The organism is Martinezella hainanensis (assembly GCF_900094555.1).
GTDB lineage: Bacteria > Pseudomonadota > Alphaproteobacteria > Rhizobiales > Rhizobiaceae > Rhizobium > Rhizobium hainanense.
Genome location: NZ_FMAC01000022.1, coordinates 1 through 16,051, shown reverse-complemented (window position 1 = coordinate 16,051; position 16,051 = coordinate 1). Strand labels below are relative to the sequence as shown.

Here is a 16,051-nt window from a genome sequence, read left to right as displayed (position 1 = left end):
GGGAGAAACCGATGAGCTTCAAGGCTGCTGCCATCCAGATGTGTTCCGGTGTCGATCCGGTAAAGAACGCGGCTGATATGGCGCGCCTGGTGCGCGATGCCGCCTCCAAGGGTGCGATCTACGTGCAGACGCCGGAGATGACCGGCGCGGTGCAGAAGGATAGGCCGGCCATGCGCGCCGTACTGCGCGACGAGCCGAACGATCTCATCGTCAAGACGGCGTCCGAGCTTGCCAAGGAACTCGGCATCCACCTGCATATTGGCTCGACCGCCATTGCGCTCGATGACGGCAAGATCGCCAATCGCGGTTTTCTCTTCGGTCCCGACGGCAAGCTCATCAACCGCTACGACAAGATCCACATGTTCGACGTCGATCTCGACAATGGCGAGAGCTGGCGCGAGAGCGCCGTCTACCGACCCGGCTCGGAGGCGCGCATCGCCTCGTTGCCTTTTGCCGAGCTCGGCTTTTCCATCTGCTACGACGTGCGCTTTCCGCAGCTCTTCCGCGCCCAGGCCGTTGCCGGCGCCGAGGTGATGACGGTGCCCGCCGCCTTCACCAAGCAGACCGGTGAGGCGCATTGGGAAATCCTGCTGCGCGCCCGCGCCATCGAAAACGGCATGTTCGTCATTGCCGCCGCTCAGGCTGGCAAGCATGAGGACGGCCGTGAAACCTTCGGCCATTCGATGATCGTCGATCCCTGGGGCAAGGTGCTGGCATCCGCCGGCGGCGCGGGCGAGGCCGTCGTCATCGCCGAGATCGATGTGGCTGCGGTGAAATCCGCCCATGACAAGATACCGAACCTGAAGAATGCGCGTGAGTTTTCGCTGGAGAAGATCGCGACGCCGGCGGCTGGAGGCGTCGCTGCTTGATCCGTTATTCGCTTCACTGTGACAATGCCCATGAGTTCGAGGGCTGGTTTTCCGAAAGTGCCGATTTCGACCGCCAGGTCGCAAGCGGGTTCCTTACCTGTCCTGTCTGCAATTCGGCTGTGATTTCCAAACTGCTGATGGCGCCTTCGGTTTCGACGGCGCGCAAAAAGGACGAGATGCAGACGGTTGCCATGAATGCGGCGCGCAAAGAGGCAATGACCAAGCTCAAGGAAGCGGTCGACGCCATCAAGGCCAATGCGGAGGATGTCGGCGCGAAGTTTCCCGAGGAAGCCCGCAAGATCCATTATGGCGAGGCGGATGCGCGCGGGATTATCGGCAAGGCGACGCCGGACGAAGCGCAGGCGCTTGTCGAAGAGGGCATCGAGATCGCCGCGATCCCTGTGCTGCCAGACGATATCAACTGATGCCGGCAAGCGCTGGCAAGCATCTCGCCATGTATAATTTCGGGCTGCATGTCGCGGCCTATGAAAGCCCTGCCGTCGAGGGATTTCGCTTGCGGGAAGCAGCGAATTTCGAGGCCGCCGCCCGCGCGCATGGTTTTATCGGTCGATCCGGCTACGCCGGCGAGCCGGGCACTCCCTGCTGGGGCGAGCAAGTCTTCCCGCGCTTCATAAAGGGCAGCGGCTTTCAGACGGCGCCGTCGTCGCTCTCGCTCTGGGCCGATATCGAATCGCTGATGGCATTCACCTATAGCGGCGTGCATGCCGACGCCCTGAAGGGTGCGCGGCACTGGAACGTCAGGCAGAGCTGGCCGCCGCTTGTCCTTTGGTGGGTGGATCACGGGGCCGTTCCGGAATGGAAGGATGGCGTCGAGCGCTTTGAACATCTGCACGATCACGGTGCCAGCCCGGCTGCCTTCTCATTCAAGCAGCCCTATGGACCTGATGGCCGGCCTCAGGAGATCGATCGCCTTCGTATCAAGGAGATCGTTGCTGGCAACGCCGTGGGCCAGGGCGAATTGCTGGCACATGTGCTGACGCTGAAAGTCTGAGGCAAGTTCGCCGAAGTGCGATCAGCTCAAGTTCGCTCGCTTCGCCAACAGCATGTAGTTGACGTCCATATCTTTCGAGAGATTCCAGCGATCCTGCAGCGGCGAATAGAAGACGCCGGTTCGGGCGATGATGTCGAGGCCGCTTGCGGCGAGCGGCTTTTCGATCTCTTCCGGACGCACCAGCTTTTCATATTGATGGGTGCCGCGCGGCAGCCAGCGCAGCACGTTTTCCGCCGCGAAAATGGCAAGGGCCGCTGCCTTCATGGTGCGGTTGATGGTCGCAACGAACATCAGGCCGCCGGGGCGCACCATTTTCGCGCAGGTGGAGAGGAAGAATTCGACGTCGGCGACATGCTCGACCACTTCCATGTTCAGCACGATATCGAAGGTCTCACCGGCCTCGGCCAGTTGTTCGGCGGTGACGGCGCGGTAGTCGACCGGAACGCCGGAGGCACTCGCATGCGTCGAGGCGATGCCGATGTTCTTCTCGGACGGATCGGCGCCGACCACGCTGGCGCCCATGCGTGCCACCGGCTCGGACAGCAGGCCGCCGCCGCAGCCGATGTCGAGCACGCGCAGGCCTTCCAGAGGCCGGCTGCTCTTCGGGTCGCGGTCGAAATTCTCGCAGGCGCGGTCGCGGATATAGGCAAGGCGCACCGGATTGAACTTGTGCAGCGGCTTGAACTTGCCGGTCGGACTCCACCACTCGGCCGCCATGGCGGAAAAACGGTCCACTTCGCTCTGGTCGATCGTGCTCTTTGCCGTTTCGCTCATGGCTCACTCCGTGATCTGCGTCATTCCGTGGTTTGGATGACCGCAAGCAAATAATTCTTACCCGAAGGGTGAAGTCGGACGATCGATGCGCGATGTCAAGGGCCTGCGACCTTCGATCAGCTGTGGGGTATCTCGATCGCGGGGCGCGAATTGCGATGCGGAGGTTGACATGGAGGTATCTTATGGCCGATCAATCGCCGGGCTGTGAAATGAGCTTTCGGAACCGGGATCGATTGCGATCGACTGGCTTGTAGAGGAGTTCCTCATGAGACCACTCCGTCTCGCAATGACCGTCGCCATGTGCTGGTTTGCGGCCAGCCATGCAAATGCCGGGGACGGCAAGGGGTTTCGCCTGACGATCGACGGGGTCAGCGTCGGCATCAATCCCGGCGATACGCTCGAAGTCACCATGAAGGATGGCCGGAAGGTTCCGGTGGAACTGCAGCGCAGCGAAACGGTGACCTTCACCGGCGGCAAATTCTCCTTCGATCATGACGGTAAATTCACGGTCGCAAAGACGGATCTGGGCGACGGCGTGCAGCAATATGCGCTGATGACGCCGATCGGCACCGGCATCATCGTCCAGGTCTATAAGGGCCTCAATCCCTCCAGCTATACCGATGTCGTACTGCAGCAGATGGTGCAGGAGAGCATCAATGGCGGTGCGAAGATCAGCAAGCGGCCAACCGAGCGCACATTGCCGAGTGGCAGCGTGCTGAAGGGCGTGAAGGCCGAAACGAAGACGGACGACGACGTCATGGAGTATGAGATCGTCGCGACCGGCCGGCCGGAAGGCGGCGTGCTCGTCGCCACGTTCCTCAACAAGGAAAACATCCCCAAGGAAGGGGGCGTTCTCGACAAGCTCTGGGCGACCTTAAAAGTGGATTTTTAGAGTAAACTTTTCGTCGCCTCTGGCGTCCGATGCTATTGCACCTGCCCGACAAACTCGCTAAGAGACGGCCCCATTGAGATCACGCTTTTCCGGCTACCGAACCGGGAGGGCGATTTTGCATGTCGGGCTATCCGCATTCGGCCGCCCGGCGCAGGGTACTGGTAGAGGCACATGGCACGCATCGTGATGAAATTCGGCGGAACCTCCGTCGCGGATCTGGACCGTATCAAGAACGTCGCACGCCATGTGAAACGCGAGGTCGATGCCGGTCACGAAGTGGCAGTCGTCGTTTCCGCCATGTCCGGCAAGACCAACGAGCTGGTCGGCTGGGTTCAGAACATGCCGAAAGTCGCCGGTGCCGATCATTCGATCTACGATGCGCGCGAATATGACGCCGTTGTCGCTTCGGGCGAGCAGGTCACGTCAGGCCTGCTGGCGATTGCGCTGCAGGCCATGGGCATCAACGCCCGCTCCTGGCAGGGCTGGCAGATTCCGATCCGCACCGACAATGCGCATGGTGCGGCCCGCATTCTCGACATCGACGGCGAGGATATGATCCGCCGCATGAAGGAAGGCCAGGTGGCTGTCGTTGCCGGCTTCCAGGGTCTCGGTCCGGACAATCGCCTTGCGACGCTCGGTCGCGGCGGTTCTGACACGTCCGCTGTTGCGATCGCCGCCGCCGTCAAGGCCGACCGTTGCGATATCTACACGGATGTCGACGGCGTCTACACCACCGATCCACGCATCGAGCCGAAGGCACGTCGCCTGAAGAAGATCGCCTTCGAGGAAATGCTCGAAATGGCCTCCCTCGGCGCCAAGGTGCTGCAGGTGCGCTCGGTCGAACTGGCCATGGTGTTCAAGGTTCGCACCTTCGTGCGCTCTTCTTTCGAGGATCCCGATGCTCCGGGCATGGGCGATCTGCTTAACCCGCCCGGAACGCTGATTTGTGACGAGGAAGAAATCGTGGAACAGGAAGTAGTCACCGGCATTGCCTATGCCAAGGATGAGGCTCAGATTTCGCTGCGCCGTCTTGCCGACCGGCCGGGCGTCTCCGCCGCGATCTTCGGGCCGCTGGCCGAGAACCACATCAATGTCGATATGATCGTCCAGAATATTTCCGAGGACGGTTCCAAGACCGACATGACCTTTACGGTTCCTTCGGGTGATGTCGAGAAGGCGTTGCGCGTTCTCGGCGAAAACAAGGAAAAGATCGGCTACGACGTCGTCCAGAGCGAATCAGGTCTGGTCAAGGTTTCGGTCATCGGCATCGGCATGCGCTCGCATGCAGGCGTGGCCGCGACCGCTTTCCGGGCACTTGCCGAAAAAGGCATCAACATCAAGGCCATTACGACGTCAGAAATCAAGATTTCCATCCTGATCGACGGTCCTTATGCAGAACTCGCAGTCAGGACTTTGCATTCCTGCTACGGTCTGGATAAGAGTTGATTCACGACTGCTGACGACGGACCGTGACGGAGGTGAGTTTCGGCCGGCCCTGACGTGGGCAAGACAGGCATGAGATCTTGATTCGGGAGCTAGTGGCGCAATGAGAGACCTATCCGGCGGTCCACGCGTTCTGCTCAAGCGGCTACGCGAATTGATGGCGGAGCCGCTGGAGCCGCAGGAGCGTCTTGACCGGATCGTCCGCCAGATTGCCAGCAACATGGTCGCAGAAGTGTGCTCGGTCTATGTGCTGCGCGCCGACGGTGTCCTTGAACTTTACGCCACCGAGGGTCTGAATAAAGAGGCCGTCCACCTCTCGCAATTGAAGATGGGGCAGGGCCTCGTCGGCACGATCGCCGCATCCGCCCAACCGCTCAATCTTTCGGATGCGCAATCGCACCCAGCCTTCCGTTATCTGCCGGAAACCGGCGAAGAGATCTACCACTCCTTCCTCGGCGTGCCGATCCTGCGCACCGGCCGGTCGCTCGGCGTTCTCGTCGTTCAGAACAAGGCGAGCCGCAACTATCGCGAGGAAGAGCTGGAGGCGCTCGAAACGACGGCCATGGTGCTGGCCGAGATGATCGCCACCGGCGAGCTGAAGAAGATCACCAAGCCCGGCCTGGAGCTTGATCTTACCCGCTCCGTCACCATCGATGGCGACACCTACAATGAGGGCATCGGCCTCGGCTATGTCGTGCTGCACGAGCCGCGCATCGTCGTCACCAACCTCTTGAACGAGGATGCCGACAAGGAAATCGGCCGTCTCGCCGAAGCACTCGGCTCGCTGCGCATCTCGATCGACGACATGCTGTCGCGTCGCGACGTGTCCATGGAAGGCGAGCATCGCGAGGTGCTTGAGACCTACCGCATGTTCGCGCATGACCAGGGCTGGGTGCGCAAACTCGAGGAAGCTGTCCGCAACGGCCTGACCGCCGAAGCCGCCGTCGAAAAGGTGCAGAGCGACACCAAGGCGCGCATGATGCGCCTGACCGATCCCTATCTGCGCGAGCGCATGCACGACTTTGAAGATCTGGCGAACCGCCTGCTCCGGCAGCTCATCGGCCATTCGGGCCGCACGAGCGCCGAAGGTTTCCCGGGTGATGCCATCATCTTCGCGCGCGCCATGGGTGCGGCAGAGCTGCTCGATTATCCGCGGGCCAATATTCGCGGCCTAGTTCTGGAAGAGGGCGCGGTCACCAGCCACGTCGTCATCGTGGCGCGTGCCATGGGCATCCCGGTCGTCGGACAGGCGGTCGGTGTTGTTGCGCTGGCGGAAAACGGCGATCCGGTCATCATCGATGGCGACGGCGGTCACGTGCATCTGCGGCCGATGGCCGATCATCAACGCTCCTATGAGGAGAAGGTGCGGTTCCGCGCTCGTCGGCAGGAGCAGTTCCGAGCGCTGCGCTCCGTCGAGCCGGTTACCAAGGACGGGCAGCGCATCTCTCTGCTGATGAATGCCGGCCTTTTGGTCGACCTGCCGCAGCTTGCCGAATCCGGCGCCGAGGGTATCGGTCTGTTCCGCACCGAGCTGCAGTTCATGATCGCCTCGACCATGCCGAAGGCGGAAGAGCAGGAAGTCTTCTATCGCAATGTCATGAAGCAGGCGGGCGGTCGTGTCGTTACCTTCCGCACGCTCGACATTGGCGGCGACAAGGTCGTTCCCTATTTCCGCGCCCATGAGGAAGAGAACCCGGCGCTCGGCTGGCGTGCCATCCGCCTGTCGCTCGATCGGCCGGGTCTGCTGCGCACGCAGCTCCGGGCCATGCTGAAGGCTGCGGCCGACAACGAATTGAAGATGATGGTGCCGATGGTGACGGAAGTCTCCGAGATCAGGGCGGTGCGCGAGCTCCTGCAGAAGGAGGTGCAGCACCTCTCACGCTTCGGGCATAGCCTGCCGCGCAAGCTGCAGTTCGGCGCCATGCTGGAAGTGCCGGCGCTCCTGTGGCAGCTGGACGAACTGATGGCGGAAGTCGATTTCGTTTCGGTCGGCTCCAACGACCTGTTCCAGTTTTCGATGGCGGTTGATCGCGGCAATGCCCGGGTTTCGGATCGCTTCGACCCGCTCGAACGTCCGTTCCTGCGTATCCTGCGTGATATCGTACGCGCCGGCGAGAGCAACAAGACGCCGGTGACGCTTTGCGGCGAACTGGCCGGCAAGACGATTTCGGCCATGGCCCTGCTCGGCATCGGCTTCCGCTCGGTTTCGATGTCGCCGGCCTCGATCGGCCCGGTCAAGGCAATGCTGCTCGGGCTTGACCTCAAGGCCCTCTCCGATGTCATGGAGGCCGCACTCGATGACAAGCAGCCGACGGCTTCGATGCGGGATATCCTTGTAGGCTTTGCCGAGAGCCACAATATTCCGCTTTAGCGCGTGATCCTGAAAAACACGAAGCGGTTTGCAGGCAGGGTCATGCGCATCACAACATCAAAGCAGAGATAATAAGAAGAATTGGAGTACAGGGTGGCGAAGCTCCCCGTTGAAAAAATGCGCGAGTTGGAACGTCGTTTCGGCGAGATCGAGGCGCGCATGTCCGCCGGCCCGGCCGCGGATGTCTATGTGAAGCTTGCTTCCGAATATTCTGAACTGCAGCCGGTCGTGACCAAGATCCGCGACTACGAGCGCGCCCTTGCCGAGGTCGCCGATCTCGAAACCATGCTCTCTGACAAATCCGTCGATCGCGAGATGCGCGATCTTGCCGAAATGGAGCTGCCCGAGGTTAAGGAGCGCATCGAGACGCTGGAAAAGGACATCCAGATCGAGCTTCTGCCGAAGGATGCCGCCGACGAGAAGAGCGCGATCCTCGAAATCCGCGCGGGCACCGGCGGTTCCGAAGCGGCGCTTTTCGCTGGCGATCTTTTTCGCATGTATGAGCGCTTTGCCGCCAGCAACGGCTGGAAGGTGGAAGTACTTTCGGCGAGCGACGGCGAAGCCGGCGGCTTCAAGGAAATCATCGCCACAATCAGCGGCAAGGGGGTCTTTTCCCGGCTGAAGTTCGAATCCGGCGTCCACCGCGTGCAACGCGTGCCGGAAACGGAGGCGAGCGGGCGCATCCACACCTCGGCGGCAACCGTTGCCGTGCTGCCGGAAGCCGAGGAAATCGATATCGAGATCCGGCCCGAGGATATCCGCATCGACACGATGCGTTCGTCCGGCGCCGGCGGCCAGCACGTCAATACGACGGACTCGGCCGTGCGCATCACGCATCTTCCCTCGGGCATCGTCGTCACGAGTTCGGAAAAATCACAGCACCAGAACCGCGCCAAGGCCATGCAGGTCCTGCGCTCGCGGCTCTTCGACATGGAGCGCCAGCGCGCCGACAGCGAGCGTTCGGCCGACCGCAAGAGCCAGGTCGGCTCGGGCGACCGCTCCGAGCGCATCCGCACCTATAATTTCCCGCAGGGGCGCGTTACCGATCACCGCATCAACCTGACGCTCTATAAGCTCGACCGGATGATGGTCGGCGAGATCGACGAAGTGGTCGATGCGCTGCTGGCGGATTACCAGGCGAGCCAGCTCGCCCAGCTTGGCGAACAGGCATGAGCGGCGGGCAGGGGCCAACCATATCCGGGCTCCTGCAGGAGGTGCGCGCCCGCTTCGCCGAGGCCGATCTCGATGATCCCGCCACGGAAGCCCGCATTCTTGTCGGCGGTCTTCTGCATCTTTCCGCCACTGGGCTCGTGATGCATGGCTCCGAGCCCGTGTCCGAGGGTGATGCCGCGACGGTACGCGCGGCGATCGCCCGCCGGCTCAATCACGAGCCGGTCTATCGCATTCTCGGCGAGCGGGAGTTTTACGGTCTTTCGCTACGGCTTTCGGCGGCGACGCTGGAACCGCGGCCCGATACGGAAATTCTCGTCGATACGATGTTGCCGCATCTGCGGCGTCTTGAATCCAAGATCGGCAATGTCCATATACTGGACATCGGAACGGGAACCGGGGCTATTTGTCTGGCTCTGCTTCATGAATGCCCCGGAGCGACGGGTGTAGGTTCCGACATTTCCAGCGAGGCGCTGGAAACCGCTCGCGGGAACGCTGAGCGAAATGGCCTGGCGGCGCGGTTTGAGACTGCGCATGGAAGCTGGTTTGAAGCCATCCACGAGTGTTTTCACGTGATTGTCTCAAATCCGCCCTATATTGCCTCTAGTGTCATTTCCACTCTCGCTCCAGAAGTAAAGGATTTCGATCCTCCCGCGGCCCTTGACGGGGGCCTTGATGGGCTGGATGCATACAGGGCGATCGCAAAGGATGCGGCTCGATTTCTACATCCGAATGGTATGATTGGTGTGGAGATCGGCTACGATCAGCGTGAAACGGTGACTTCGGTTTTTGAAGGAGCAGGATTTTCCCTTGTCGAGGCGGTTCGTGACTACGGACAGAACGACCGGGTTCTTGTGTTTGAATTTCAACAATAACGCGACGTTTTGCAGCGGATTTGTGGGACCCTGTTGTTATCGCAAAGAAAAAGCTTGGATTTCCTGAGGAAGCAATATAGGTTGCGCTCACGCGTTGGGCGGCTGGGAATGAACGAGACGATTCGCTCATCTTGGACAGCCTCGGGGAACCGCTCTTTGGTAAGAGTGTCAAAGGTTGAAGATAACCCAATGCGTGATCAGTTTAATCTGACGTAGTCGAGCGGCAGACCGGCGCCAAAGCGCAGTTTGCTTGCGACACGAAAGCCCTGGTTTGGAAGTGTCCGAACCGCGGCGGCAGGTGTCGTGTATGATTTTATCCCAACGAAGAGAATTCAGGTGAAGGATCTATGAGGCCAGGACAGCAGAACAAGCGCGGTCGGGGGCGTGGTAATAACAACAACGGCGGCGGCGGAAATAACAACAACAATTTCAACCGCAAGGGCTCGAACCCGCTGACCAGGACTTACGACAGCTCCGGTCCCGATGTGAAAATCCGCGGAACCGCACAGCATATTGCCGAGAAGTACGCGGCCTTGGCTCGCGATGCTCAAAGCTCCGGCGACCGCGTCATGGCGGAAAACTACCTGCAGCATGCCGAACACTACAATCGGATCATTGCCAGCGCGCAGGCGCAGATGCAGGAGCGCTACCAGCGCGACGATCATCACAATTACAATGACCGCGATAATGCCGAGCGTGACATCGACGATATGGATGCGCAGGAGATCGACGATCAGCCGCAGGTGGCTCAGCCATCGGCGCGCTCGCAGCACGCCGCTCCGGCCGTTGCCGCGGCGCCTGCTCGCGAGCCCGAAGTTATCAACGGTACAGGTCCGCAGCCAGTGATCGAAGGCATTCCTGCCGAAGTCGCAATCGAAGAGGAAACTCCAGCCGTTGCCGCCACCGAGCGCCAGCCGCGCCGCCGCAGTGCGGGCGGCAATCGTCCGCGCCGCCAGCCGCGCCGCAGCGCTGCAGCCGAGGGCGAGGACCAGGGTGAAGCCGGGTCGAGCGAAGCTCCTGCCATGGCGGATGCTGCCTCGGAATAAGGCCTGCTCCCTAGAGAGCGAACTGGATTGTTAAAGCGAGAACGCGGAAATGGCGGCGGAAGCCGCCATTTCTTTTTTGTCCAGATGGCGGACTTTTCCGGGACCTCTCCGCTTGTCTTCGACCGCGGAAACGGATCGATCAAAGCAGGTCGGTTTTTCCGTTCAACGACCCTTTAAACTCTTCAAATACCCTCCCATATTCTCCTCAGTTGTCTTGCCGCAAATCTCAATGGCGGAAAGGCGGGGCCTGCCTCTTGAGGGGGCTCAATCTCAATCATCGGTCTGCGCCGGTCTGGGCAGAGCGATTCATGGAGGTCTCATATGAATATTGAAAAATACTCCGAGCGGGTGCGTGGTTTCCTGCAATCCGCCCAAACCTATGCGCTTGCGCAAGGTAATCAGCAATTTGCTCCCGAACATGTGCTGAAGGTGCTTCTGGACGACGATCAGGGTATGGCTGCCTCGTTGATCGAGCGTGCCGGTGGTGACGCCAAAGCTGCCCGCCTCGCCAATGATGCCGCACTTGCCAAGCTGCCGAAGGTTTCTGGCGGCGACGGCCAGGTCTATCTCTCACAGCCGCTCGCCAAGGTCTTTGCCACTGCCGAAGATGCCGCGAAGAAGGCTGGCGACAGTTTCGTAACCGTCGAACGCCTCTTGCAGGCCTTGGCGATCGAACCCTCGGCTTCCACTTCAGCGAGCCTGAAGAAGGCCGGCGTAACCCCCGTCGCCCTCAATCAGGTCATCAACGATATCCGCAAGGGCCGCACGGCCGACTCGTCCAATGCGGAGCAGGGCTTCGATTCCCTGAAGAAGTACGCCCGTGACCTCACCGCCGAGGCTCGCGAAGGCAAGCTCGACCCGGTGATCGGTCGTGATGACGAAATCCGTCGCACGATCCAGGTCTTGTCCCGTCGCACCAAGAACAATCCTGTCCTCATCGGCGAGCCCGGCGTCGGCAAGACGGCCATCGTCGAAGGTCTGGCGCTGCGCATCGTCAATGGCGACGTGCCGGAATCGCTGAAGGACAAGAAGCTGATGGCGCTCGACATGGGCGCGCTGATTGCCGGCGCGAAGTTCCGCGGCGAATTCGAAGAGCGGCTGAAGGCCGTGCTTAACGAGGTGCAGTCGGAAAACGGCGAGATCATCCTGTTCATCGATGAGATGCATACGCTGGTCGGTGCCGGCAAGGCCGATGGCGCCATGGATGCGTCCAACCTTCTGAAGCCGGCGCTTGCTCGTGGCGAGCTGCATTGCGTCGGCGCGACCACGCTCGATGAATATCGCAAACATGTCGAGAAGGACCCGGCTCTTGCCCGTCGCTTTCAGCCCGTGATGGTCGAGGAGCCGACAGTCGAGGACACGATCTCGATCCTGCGCGGCTTGAAGGAAAAATACGAGCAGCATCACAAGGTGCGCATCGCCGATGCTGCGCTGGTGGCTGCTGCGACCCTTTCGAACCGTTACATCACCGACCGCTTTCTGCCGGATAAGGCCATCGACCTGATGGACGAGGCTGCAGCACGCCTGCGCATGCAGGTGGATTCCAAGCCGGAAGAACTCGACGAACTCGATCGTCGCATCATCCAGCTGAAGATCGAGCGTGAGGCACTGAAGAAGGAAACCGACCAGGCTTCGGCCGACCGGTTGAAGCGGCTGGAGACGGATCTCGCTTCTCTGGAAGAGGAAGCCGACGCGCTGACCGCGCGCTGGCAGGCCGAAAAGCAGAAGCTCGGTCTTGCCGCCGACCTGAAGAAGCAACTCGACGATGCCCGTAACGAACTTGCCATTGCCCAGCGCAAGGGTGAATTCCAGCGTGCCGGCGAGCTCGCCTATGGCGTGATCCCGAATTTGGAGAAAGACCTTCACGCAGCGGAAGAGCAGGATAGTGCCCGCGATTCCATGGTGCAGGAGGTCGTTACCGCCGACAACATCGCCCAGGTCGTTTCCCGCTGGACGGGGATTCCCGTGGACAAGATGCTGGAAGGCGAGCGCGACAAGCTGCTCCGGATGGAAGACGAGCTGGCAAAGTGGGTCGTCGGTCAGGGTGACGCCGTTCAGGCTGTTTCCCGCGCCGTTCGCCGTTCGCGTGCCGGTTTGCAGGATCCGAACCGGCCGATCGGCTCGTTCATCTTCCTCGGCCCGACCGGCGTCGGCAAGACAGAGCTGACCAAGGCGCTTGCGCGCTTCCTCTTCGACGACGATACCGCGATGGTTCGTATCGATATGTCTGAGTACATGGAGAAGCACTCCGTGGCCCGGCTGATCGGCGCTCCTCCCGGCTATGTCGGCTATGAGGAAGGCGGTGCGCTCACCGAAGCCGTGCGCCGCCGGCCCTATCAGGTCGTGCTGTTCGACGAGATCGAAAAGGCGCATCCCGATGTCTTCAACGTCCTGCTCCAGGTTCTGGATGACGGACGTTTGACGGACGGGCAGGGTCGCACTGTCGATTTCCGCAACACCATGATCATCATGACCTCCAACCTGGGTGCCGAATATCTGACCCAGCTGAAGGACGGTGATGACAGCGATCTGGTGCGCGAACAGGTCATGGACGTGGTCCGGTCGCATTTCCGACCGGAGTTCCTGAACCGTGTCGACGAGATCATCCTGTTCCACCGCCTGAAGCGCGATGAGATGGGCGCGATCGTCGATATCCAGCTGGAACGGCTTCTGAAGCTGCTCTCGGAGCGTAAGATCACGCTCGAGCTTGATGAGGATGCCCGCCATTGGCTCGCCAACAAGGGGTACGATCCGGTCTACGGCGCACGGCCGCTGAAGCGGGTCATCCAGAAATATGTCCAGGATCCGCTCGCAGAGCAGATTCTCTCAGGGCAGGTTCCGGACGGCTCCGTCGTCAAGGTCACCAGCGGTTCCGACCGGCTGCTGTTCCGTGCGCGCCACGCCGTGAATGAAGCGGCCTAAGCGGCACTTAGGAATAAACACAGATGGCGGCCTTCGGGCCGCCATTTTGCTGTTGGCCATAGCGGCGAGAAACTGGCAGGAAATTGGCCGATCGGCGGAGGCTACTTGCTGGCGATCTGCTTCGACTTGTCGTCGGTCAACAGCGTATCGATGCGCTTGCGCTCTTCCTGGAACTTGGCGAGTGCATCGCCCTCCAGCGATTTGCCGCCGGGGAGGCGGATGCGGAGCGGGTCGACCTTCGTGCCGTTGACGATCAGTTCGTAGTGCAGGTGAGGGCCGGTCGCGAGGCCGGTCGAGCCGATGAAGCCGATCACCTGTCCCTGCACCACCTTCGCACCGGGGACGACGCCTTTGGCGATGGCGCTCTGGTGATTATAGGAGGAGACATAGCCATTGGCGTGGCGGATCAATGTCTGATTGCCGAAGCCGCCCGAATCCCAGCCTGCCTTTTCGACAATGCCGTTACCGGCTGCAATGATCGGCGTGCCGCGGGGCGCCGCCCAGTCGACGCCGGTGTGCATGCGTGCAAAACCGAGGATCGGATGGCGGCGCATGCCGAAGCCGGATTTGAAGACGCCTGTCGGAACGGGATTGCGCAGCAGGAATTGCCGGATGCTCTTGCCGGCTTCGTCAAAATAATCGATCGAGTGATCGGTCGGATCCTCGAAGCGATAGAAGCGGGTGACGTTGTCGCCGAACCTGGCATTGACGTAAAGCAGTTCGGAATCGGCCGTCGCCTGCCCCTTGTCGTCCGTCACCGAGAAGAAGGCTTCGAGTGAATCCGTCGGTTTCAGCTGTGCCTGGAAATCGACGTTGCTCGCAAGCAGCTTGACGATCTGCGCCACCATTTCCTTGGTCATGCCGTAGGAGAGGGCGGCGCGATAGATACCGTCATAGACGCTTGGCAGGTCGCGGCCGGCAGCCACGGCGGGCGCGTCATTGTCGAAGGCCGTAGCGATGGCATCGAGCATCGGCGGTGCGCTGCCGGCGACGAATTCGCCGTGGTCGTTCTGGGCGATTGTCAGCAGATGTTTCGTGCCGCGATAGATGCTGGCGCGGATGATCTTCGCCTGTTCGCCCTTCTGAAGAATGCCGATACGCAGGACGTCGCCGCCGGAAACATCGGATGAGCCGAAAAGCGGCTGGATCTTTCCTGCGATATCATCTGCATCGGTCTTAAGGTAGCCGGCGCCGGTCAGTGCGGTCGCAATCGGTGTGTTCTCGCGGACCGGAATGATATCGTCGGCGAATTCTTCCGTCTGTGCCGTCACGGCTTCCGGAGCCGAGACCGACATGTTCTCCTCGACGATGCGGGCAGCAAGGCCTGCCGTCAGGTCGACATCGGAATCGTCATTGGCGAAGCGGCGCGGGTCGACATAATAAAGCGCCGAAAGCTGGGTGTTGCCGTCGGCGAGCACAGAACCGTTGGAGCGGACGTTCTCCTCGACCTCATCGAGCGACATCGAGCCGGCGAGCTGGAAGGGAATATCCTTGGTGGGAAAGGCGACGGTCTTCAGGCTGACTTCGGATTCGACGTCCGATCCGTAGATCGCCCCGGTCTTGTTGGCCGGCTGCGGAATATTCTCGTCGGCTGAGAAGATCGCCAGCGGATCGAAGGGAGGATAGCTCTCGCTGGCGATGCGATTGGTTGCGAGTGCAATCTTCACATGGGCAAAGGGTTGACGGCGCACCACTTCCTTGTCGCCGTCGCGTACGACCGTGGAGACCTCGAGAATATTGCGGTCCGACGGTTTCGAGGCAATCGCCGTGGAAATCAGCCGGCCGCCGCGGGTCACCTGATCGTCGGTGGCATTATGATTGTCGACTGTCGCGTAGGCCTCTGCCGGGATCGCCAGCTGCTGGCGACCATCAAGTGCGGCAAACAAGGCCACGCCCATCAGGATGCTTGACGTCAGGCCCGTCAGGAAGGTGCCGGAAAGCCAACGGAGAGAAACTTCGCGCCGATCCGGCGCCCGCCTGCCATCGGCAAGGATAGGCGGCTCGTTGCCGAGCGATCGGAGCATCATCTTGTCCGTCATCATGCCGATCGTGATCCGCTTCCTTCATGCGAGCCGCAGGCTGGGGGCGAAGATGTGCATATTTATGACAGGGGTGTCAAATCAACCGGCCGTTTTTTGCGGCGATCCATGTCCCGTTTCCCATAAAATGGTAGGGGCGATGATGAGGACTGCAACACAGAAATGCAGCATTGCGGCTTATTCTGCCATCATGCGGCCGGTCCGAGCGCTCCATCGAGGATATCTGTGGGTGTTTCTGCAGCATATTTGCCGAGATCACAGGAGCGTTCACAAAACTCACATAAGAATCAATCAGTTATATGTTTTTTGATTTTTTTCAAAATCGGCCTGTTGACTATGTCGGGTTGGGGGGTCTATAAGCCCGATCACTGACGAGGGCGGCGGCGCTGCTGGCGACGAAGACCTTCGCTCTAGTGTTTCCTTGATTGGCTGCGATGCTGATTGGTGGTTCTGGGTTAGACCTGGGATTGAAGGAAGTTCTGTTTTTGACTGGTTTTTCTGGTCGGTTATTTGACAATTGAAGATGAGAAGAAAGAGAAACGTGGGCGGCGAAGCTTGCGGGACCTGAAGAGATTTGGGTCCTTGGAATAGACTTCGACGGTTACGTTTTGAACAAGAGAATACACCTCATTATGAGC

General features: G+C 60.5%; 12 protein-coding genes. 10 read left to right on the top strand and 2 right to left on the bottom strand.

Annotated features, from left to right (window positions below; translation table 11 throughout):
- The first annotated feature begins 11 nt into the window (after positions 1-11).
- The 3 genes from GA0061100_RS33010 to GA0061100_RS33000 are packed head-to-tail and all read left to right on the top strand — an operon-like array spanning position 12 to position 1,881.
- Complete coding sequence (locus GA0061100_RS33010) at positions 12-869, top strand: carbon-nitrogen hydrolase family protein (protein ID WP_075857083.1); 858 nt, start codon at positions 12-14, stop codon at positions 867-869.
- Entirely contained in the window at positions 866-1,294 is a 429-nt protein-coding gene (locus GA0061100_RS33005; protein ID WP_075857082.1) for a DUF1178 family protein, read from the top strand. Before GA0061100_RS33010 ends, GA0061100_RS33005 begins: the two co-directional genes overlap by 4 nt.
- Positions 1,294-1,881 carry a DUF3291 domain-containing protein gene (locus GA0061100_RS33000; RefSeq protein ID WP_075857081.1) on the top strand — a complete coding sequence of 196 codons (588 nt, stop codon included), beginning with the start codon at positions 1,294-1,296 and terminating at the stop codon, positions 1,879-1,881. Before GA0061100_RS33005 ends, GA0061100_RS33000 begins: the two co-directional genes overlap by 1 nt.
- Positions 1,882-1,902: 21 nt before the next feature.
- Here GA0061100_RS33000 and ubiG read toward each other — a convergent pair whose 3' ends face one another.
- On the bottom strand, positions 1,903-2,655 hold the full coding sequence (gene ubiG / locus GA0061100_RS32995; protein ID WP_075857080.1) for a bifunctional 2-polyprenyl-6-hydroxyphenol methylase/3-demethylubiquinol 3-O-methyltransferase UbiG: 753 nt from the start codon (positions 2,653-2,655) through the stop codon (positions 1,903-1,905).
- A gap of 265 nt (positions 2,656-2,920) precedes the next feature.
- Here ubiG and GA0061100_RS32990 point away from each other — a divergent pair, with 265 nt between their 5' ends.
- The 7 genes from GA0061100_RS32990 (at position 2,921) to clpB (ending at position 13,374) form a co-directional block, all read left to right on the top strand.
- Entirely contained in the window at positions 2,921-3,547 is a 627-nt protein-coding gene (locus GA0061100_RS32990) for a hypothetical protein (protein WP_075857079.1), read from the top strand.
- A 171-nt stretch (positions 3,548-3,718) separates the two neighbouring features.
- Entirely contained in the window at positions 3,719-4,993 is a 1,275-nt protein-coding gene (locus GA0061100_RS32985) for an aspartate kinase (RefSeq protein ID WP_075857078.1), read from the top strand.
- A 100-nt stretch (positions 4,994-5,093) separates the two neighbouring features.
- Positions 5,094-7,361 carry a phosphoenolpyruvate--protein phosphotransferase gene (gene ptsP / locus GA0061100_RS32980; RefSeq protein WP_075857077.1) on the top strand — a complete coding sequence of 756 codons (2,268 nt, stop codon included), beginning with the start codon at positions 5,094-5,096 and terminating at the stop codon, positions 7,359-7,361.
- Between the two features lie 93 nt (positions 7,362-7,454).
- Positions 7,455-8,534 carry a peptide chain release factor 1 gene (prfA, locus tag GA0061100_RS32975; protein ID WP_075857076.1) on the top strand — a complete coding sequence of 360 codons (1,080 nt, stop codon included), beginning with the start codon at positions 7,455-7,457 and terminating at the stop codon, positions 8,532-8,534.
- Positions 8,531-9,406: a peptide chain release factor N(5)-glutamine methyltransferase gene (prmC, locus tag GA0061100_RS32970; RefSeq protein ID WP_075857075.1), complete on the top strand. Its 876-nt coding sequence runs from the start codon at positions 8,531-8,533 to the stop codon at positions 9,404-9,406. The genes prfA and prmC overlap by 4 nt, the downstream gene beginning before the upstream one ends.
- A 347-nt stretch (positions 9,407-9,753) precedes the next feature.
- Positions 9,754-10,452, top strand: coding sequence for a DUF4167 domain-containing protein (locus GA0061100_RS32965; protein WP_075857074.1), 699 nt, complete (start codon positions 9,754-9,756; stop codon positions 10,450-10,452).
- 321 nt (positions 10,453-10,773) lie between these two features.
- Positions 10,774-13,374, top strand: coding sequence for an ATP-dependent chaperone ClpB (gene clpB / locus GA0061100_RS32960; RefSeq protein WP_075857073.1), 2,601 nt, complete (start codon positions 10,774-10,776; stop codon positions 13,372-13,374).
- Between the two features lie 101 nt (positions 13,375-13,475).
- Here the strand turns inward: clpB and GA0061100_RS32955 are convergent, their stop codons facing one another.
- A complete protein-coding gene (locus tag GA0061100_RS32955; RefSeq protein WP_075857072.1) occupies positions 13,476-15,416 on the bottom strand; it encodes a M23 family metallopeptidase in 1,941 nt (646 codons plus the stop codon).
- Between the last annotated feature and the right edge of the window lie 635 nt (positions 15,417-16,051).

Coding starts and splice junctions, on each gene's coding strand:
- GA0061100_RS33010 (WP_075857083.1), top strand. CDS start 12: ATGAGCTTCAAGGCTGCTGCCATCCAGATGTGTTCCGGTGTCGATCCG.
- GA0061100_RS33000 (WP_075857081.1), top strand. CDS start 1,294: ATGCCGGCAAGCGCTGGCAAGCATCTCGCCATGTATAATTTCGGGCTG.
- ubiG (WP_075857080.1), bottom strand. CDS start 2,655: ATGAGCGAAACGGCAAAGAGCACGATCGACCAGAGCGAAGTGGACCGT.
- GA0061100_RS32990 (WP_075857079.1), top strand. CDS start 2,921: ATGAGACCACTCCGTCTCGCAATGACCGTCGCCATGTGCTGGTTTGCG.
- GA0061100_RS32985 (WP_075857078.1), top strand. CDS start 3,719: ATGGCACGCATCGTGATGAAATTCGGCGGAACCTCCGTCGCGGATCTG.
- ptsP (WP_075857077.1), top strand. CDS start 5,094: ATGAGAGACCTATCCGGCGGTCCACGCGTTCTGCTCAAGCGGCTACGC.
- prmC (WP_075857075.1), top strand. CDS start 8,531: ATGAGCGGCGGGCAGGGGCCAACCATATCCGGGCTCCTGCAGGAGGTG.
- GA0061100_RS32965 (WP_075857074.1), top strand. CDS start 9,754: ATGAGGCCAGGACAGCAGAACAAGCGCGGTCGGGGGCGTGGTAATAAC.
- clpB (WP_075857073.1), top strand. CDS start 10,774: ATGAATATTGAAAAATACTCCGAGCGGGTGCGTGGTTTCCTGCAATCC.
- GA0061100_RS32955 (WP_075857072.1), bottom strand. CDS start 15,416: ATGATGACGGACAAGATGATGCTCCGATCGCTCGGCAACGAGCCGCCT.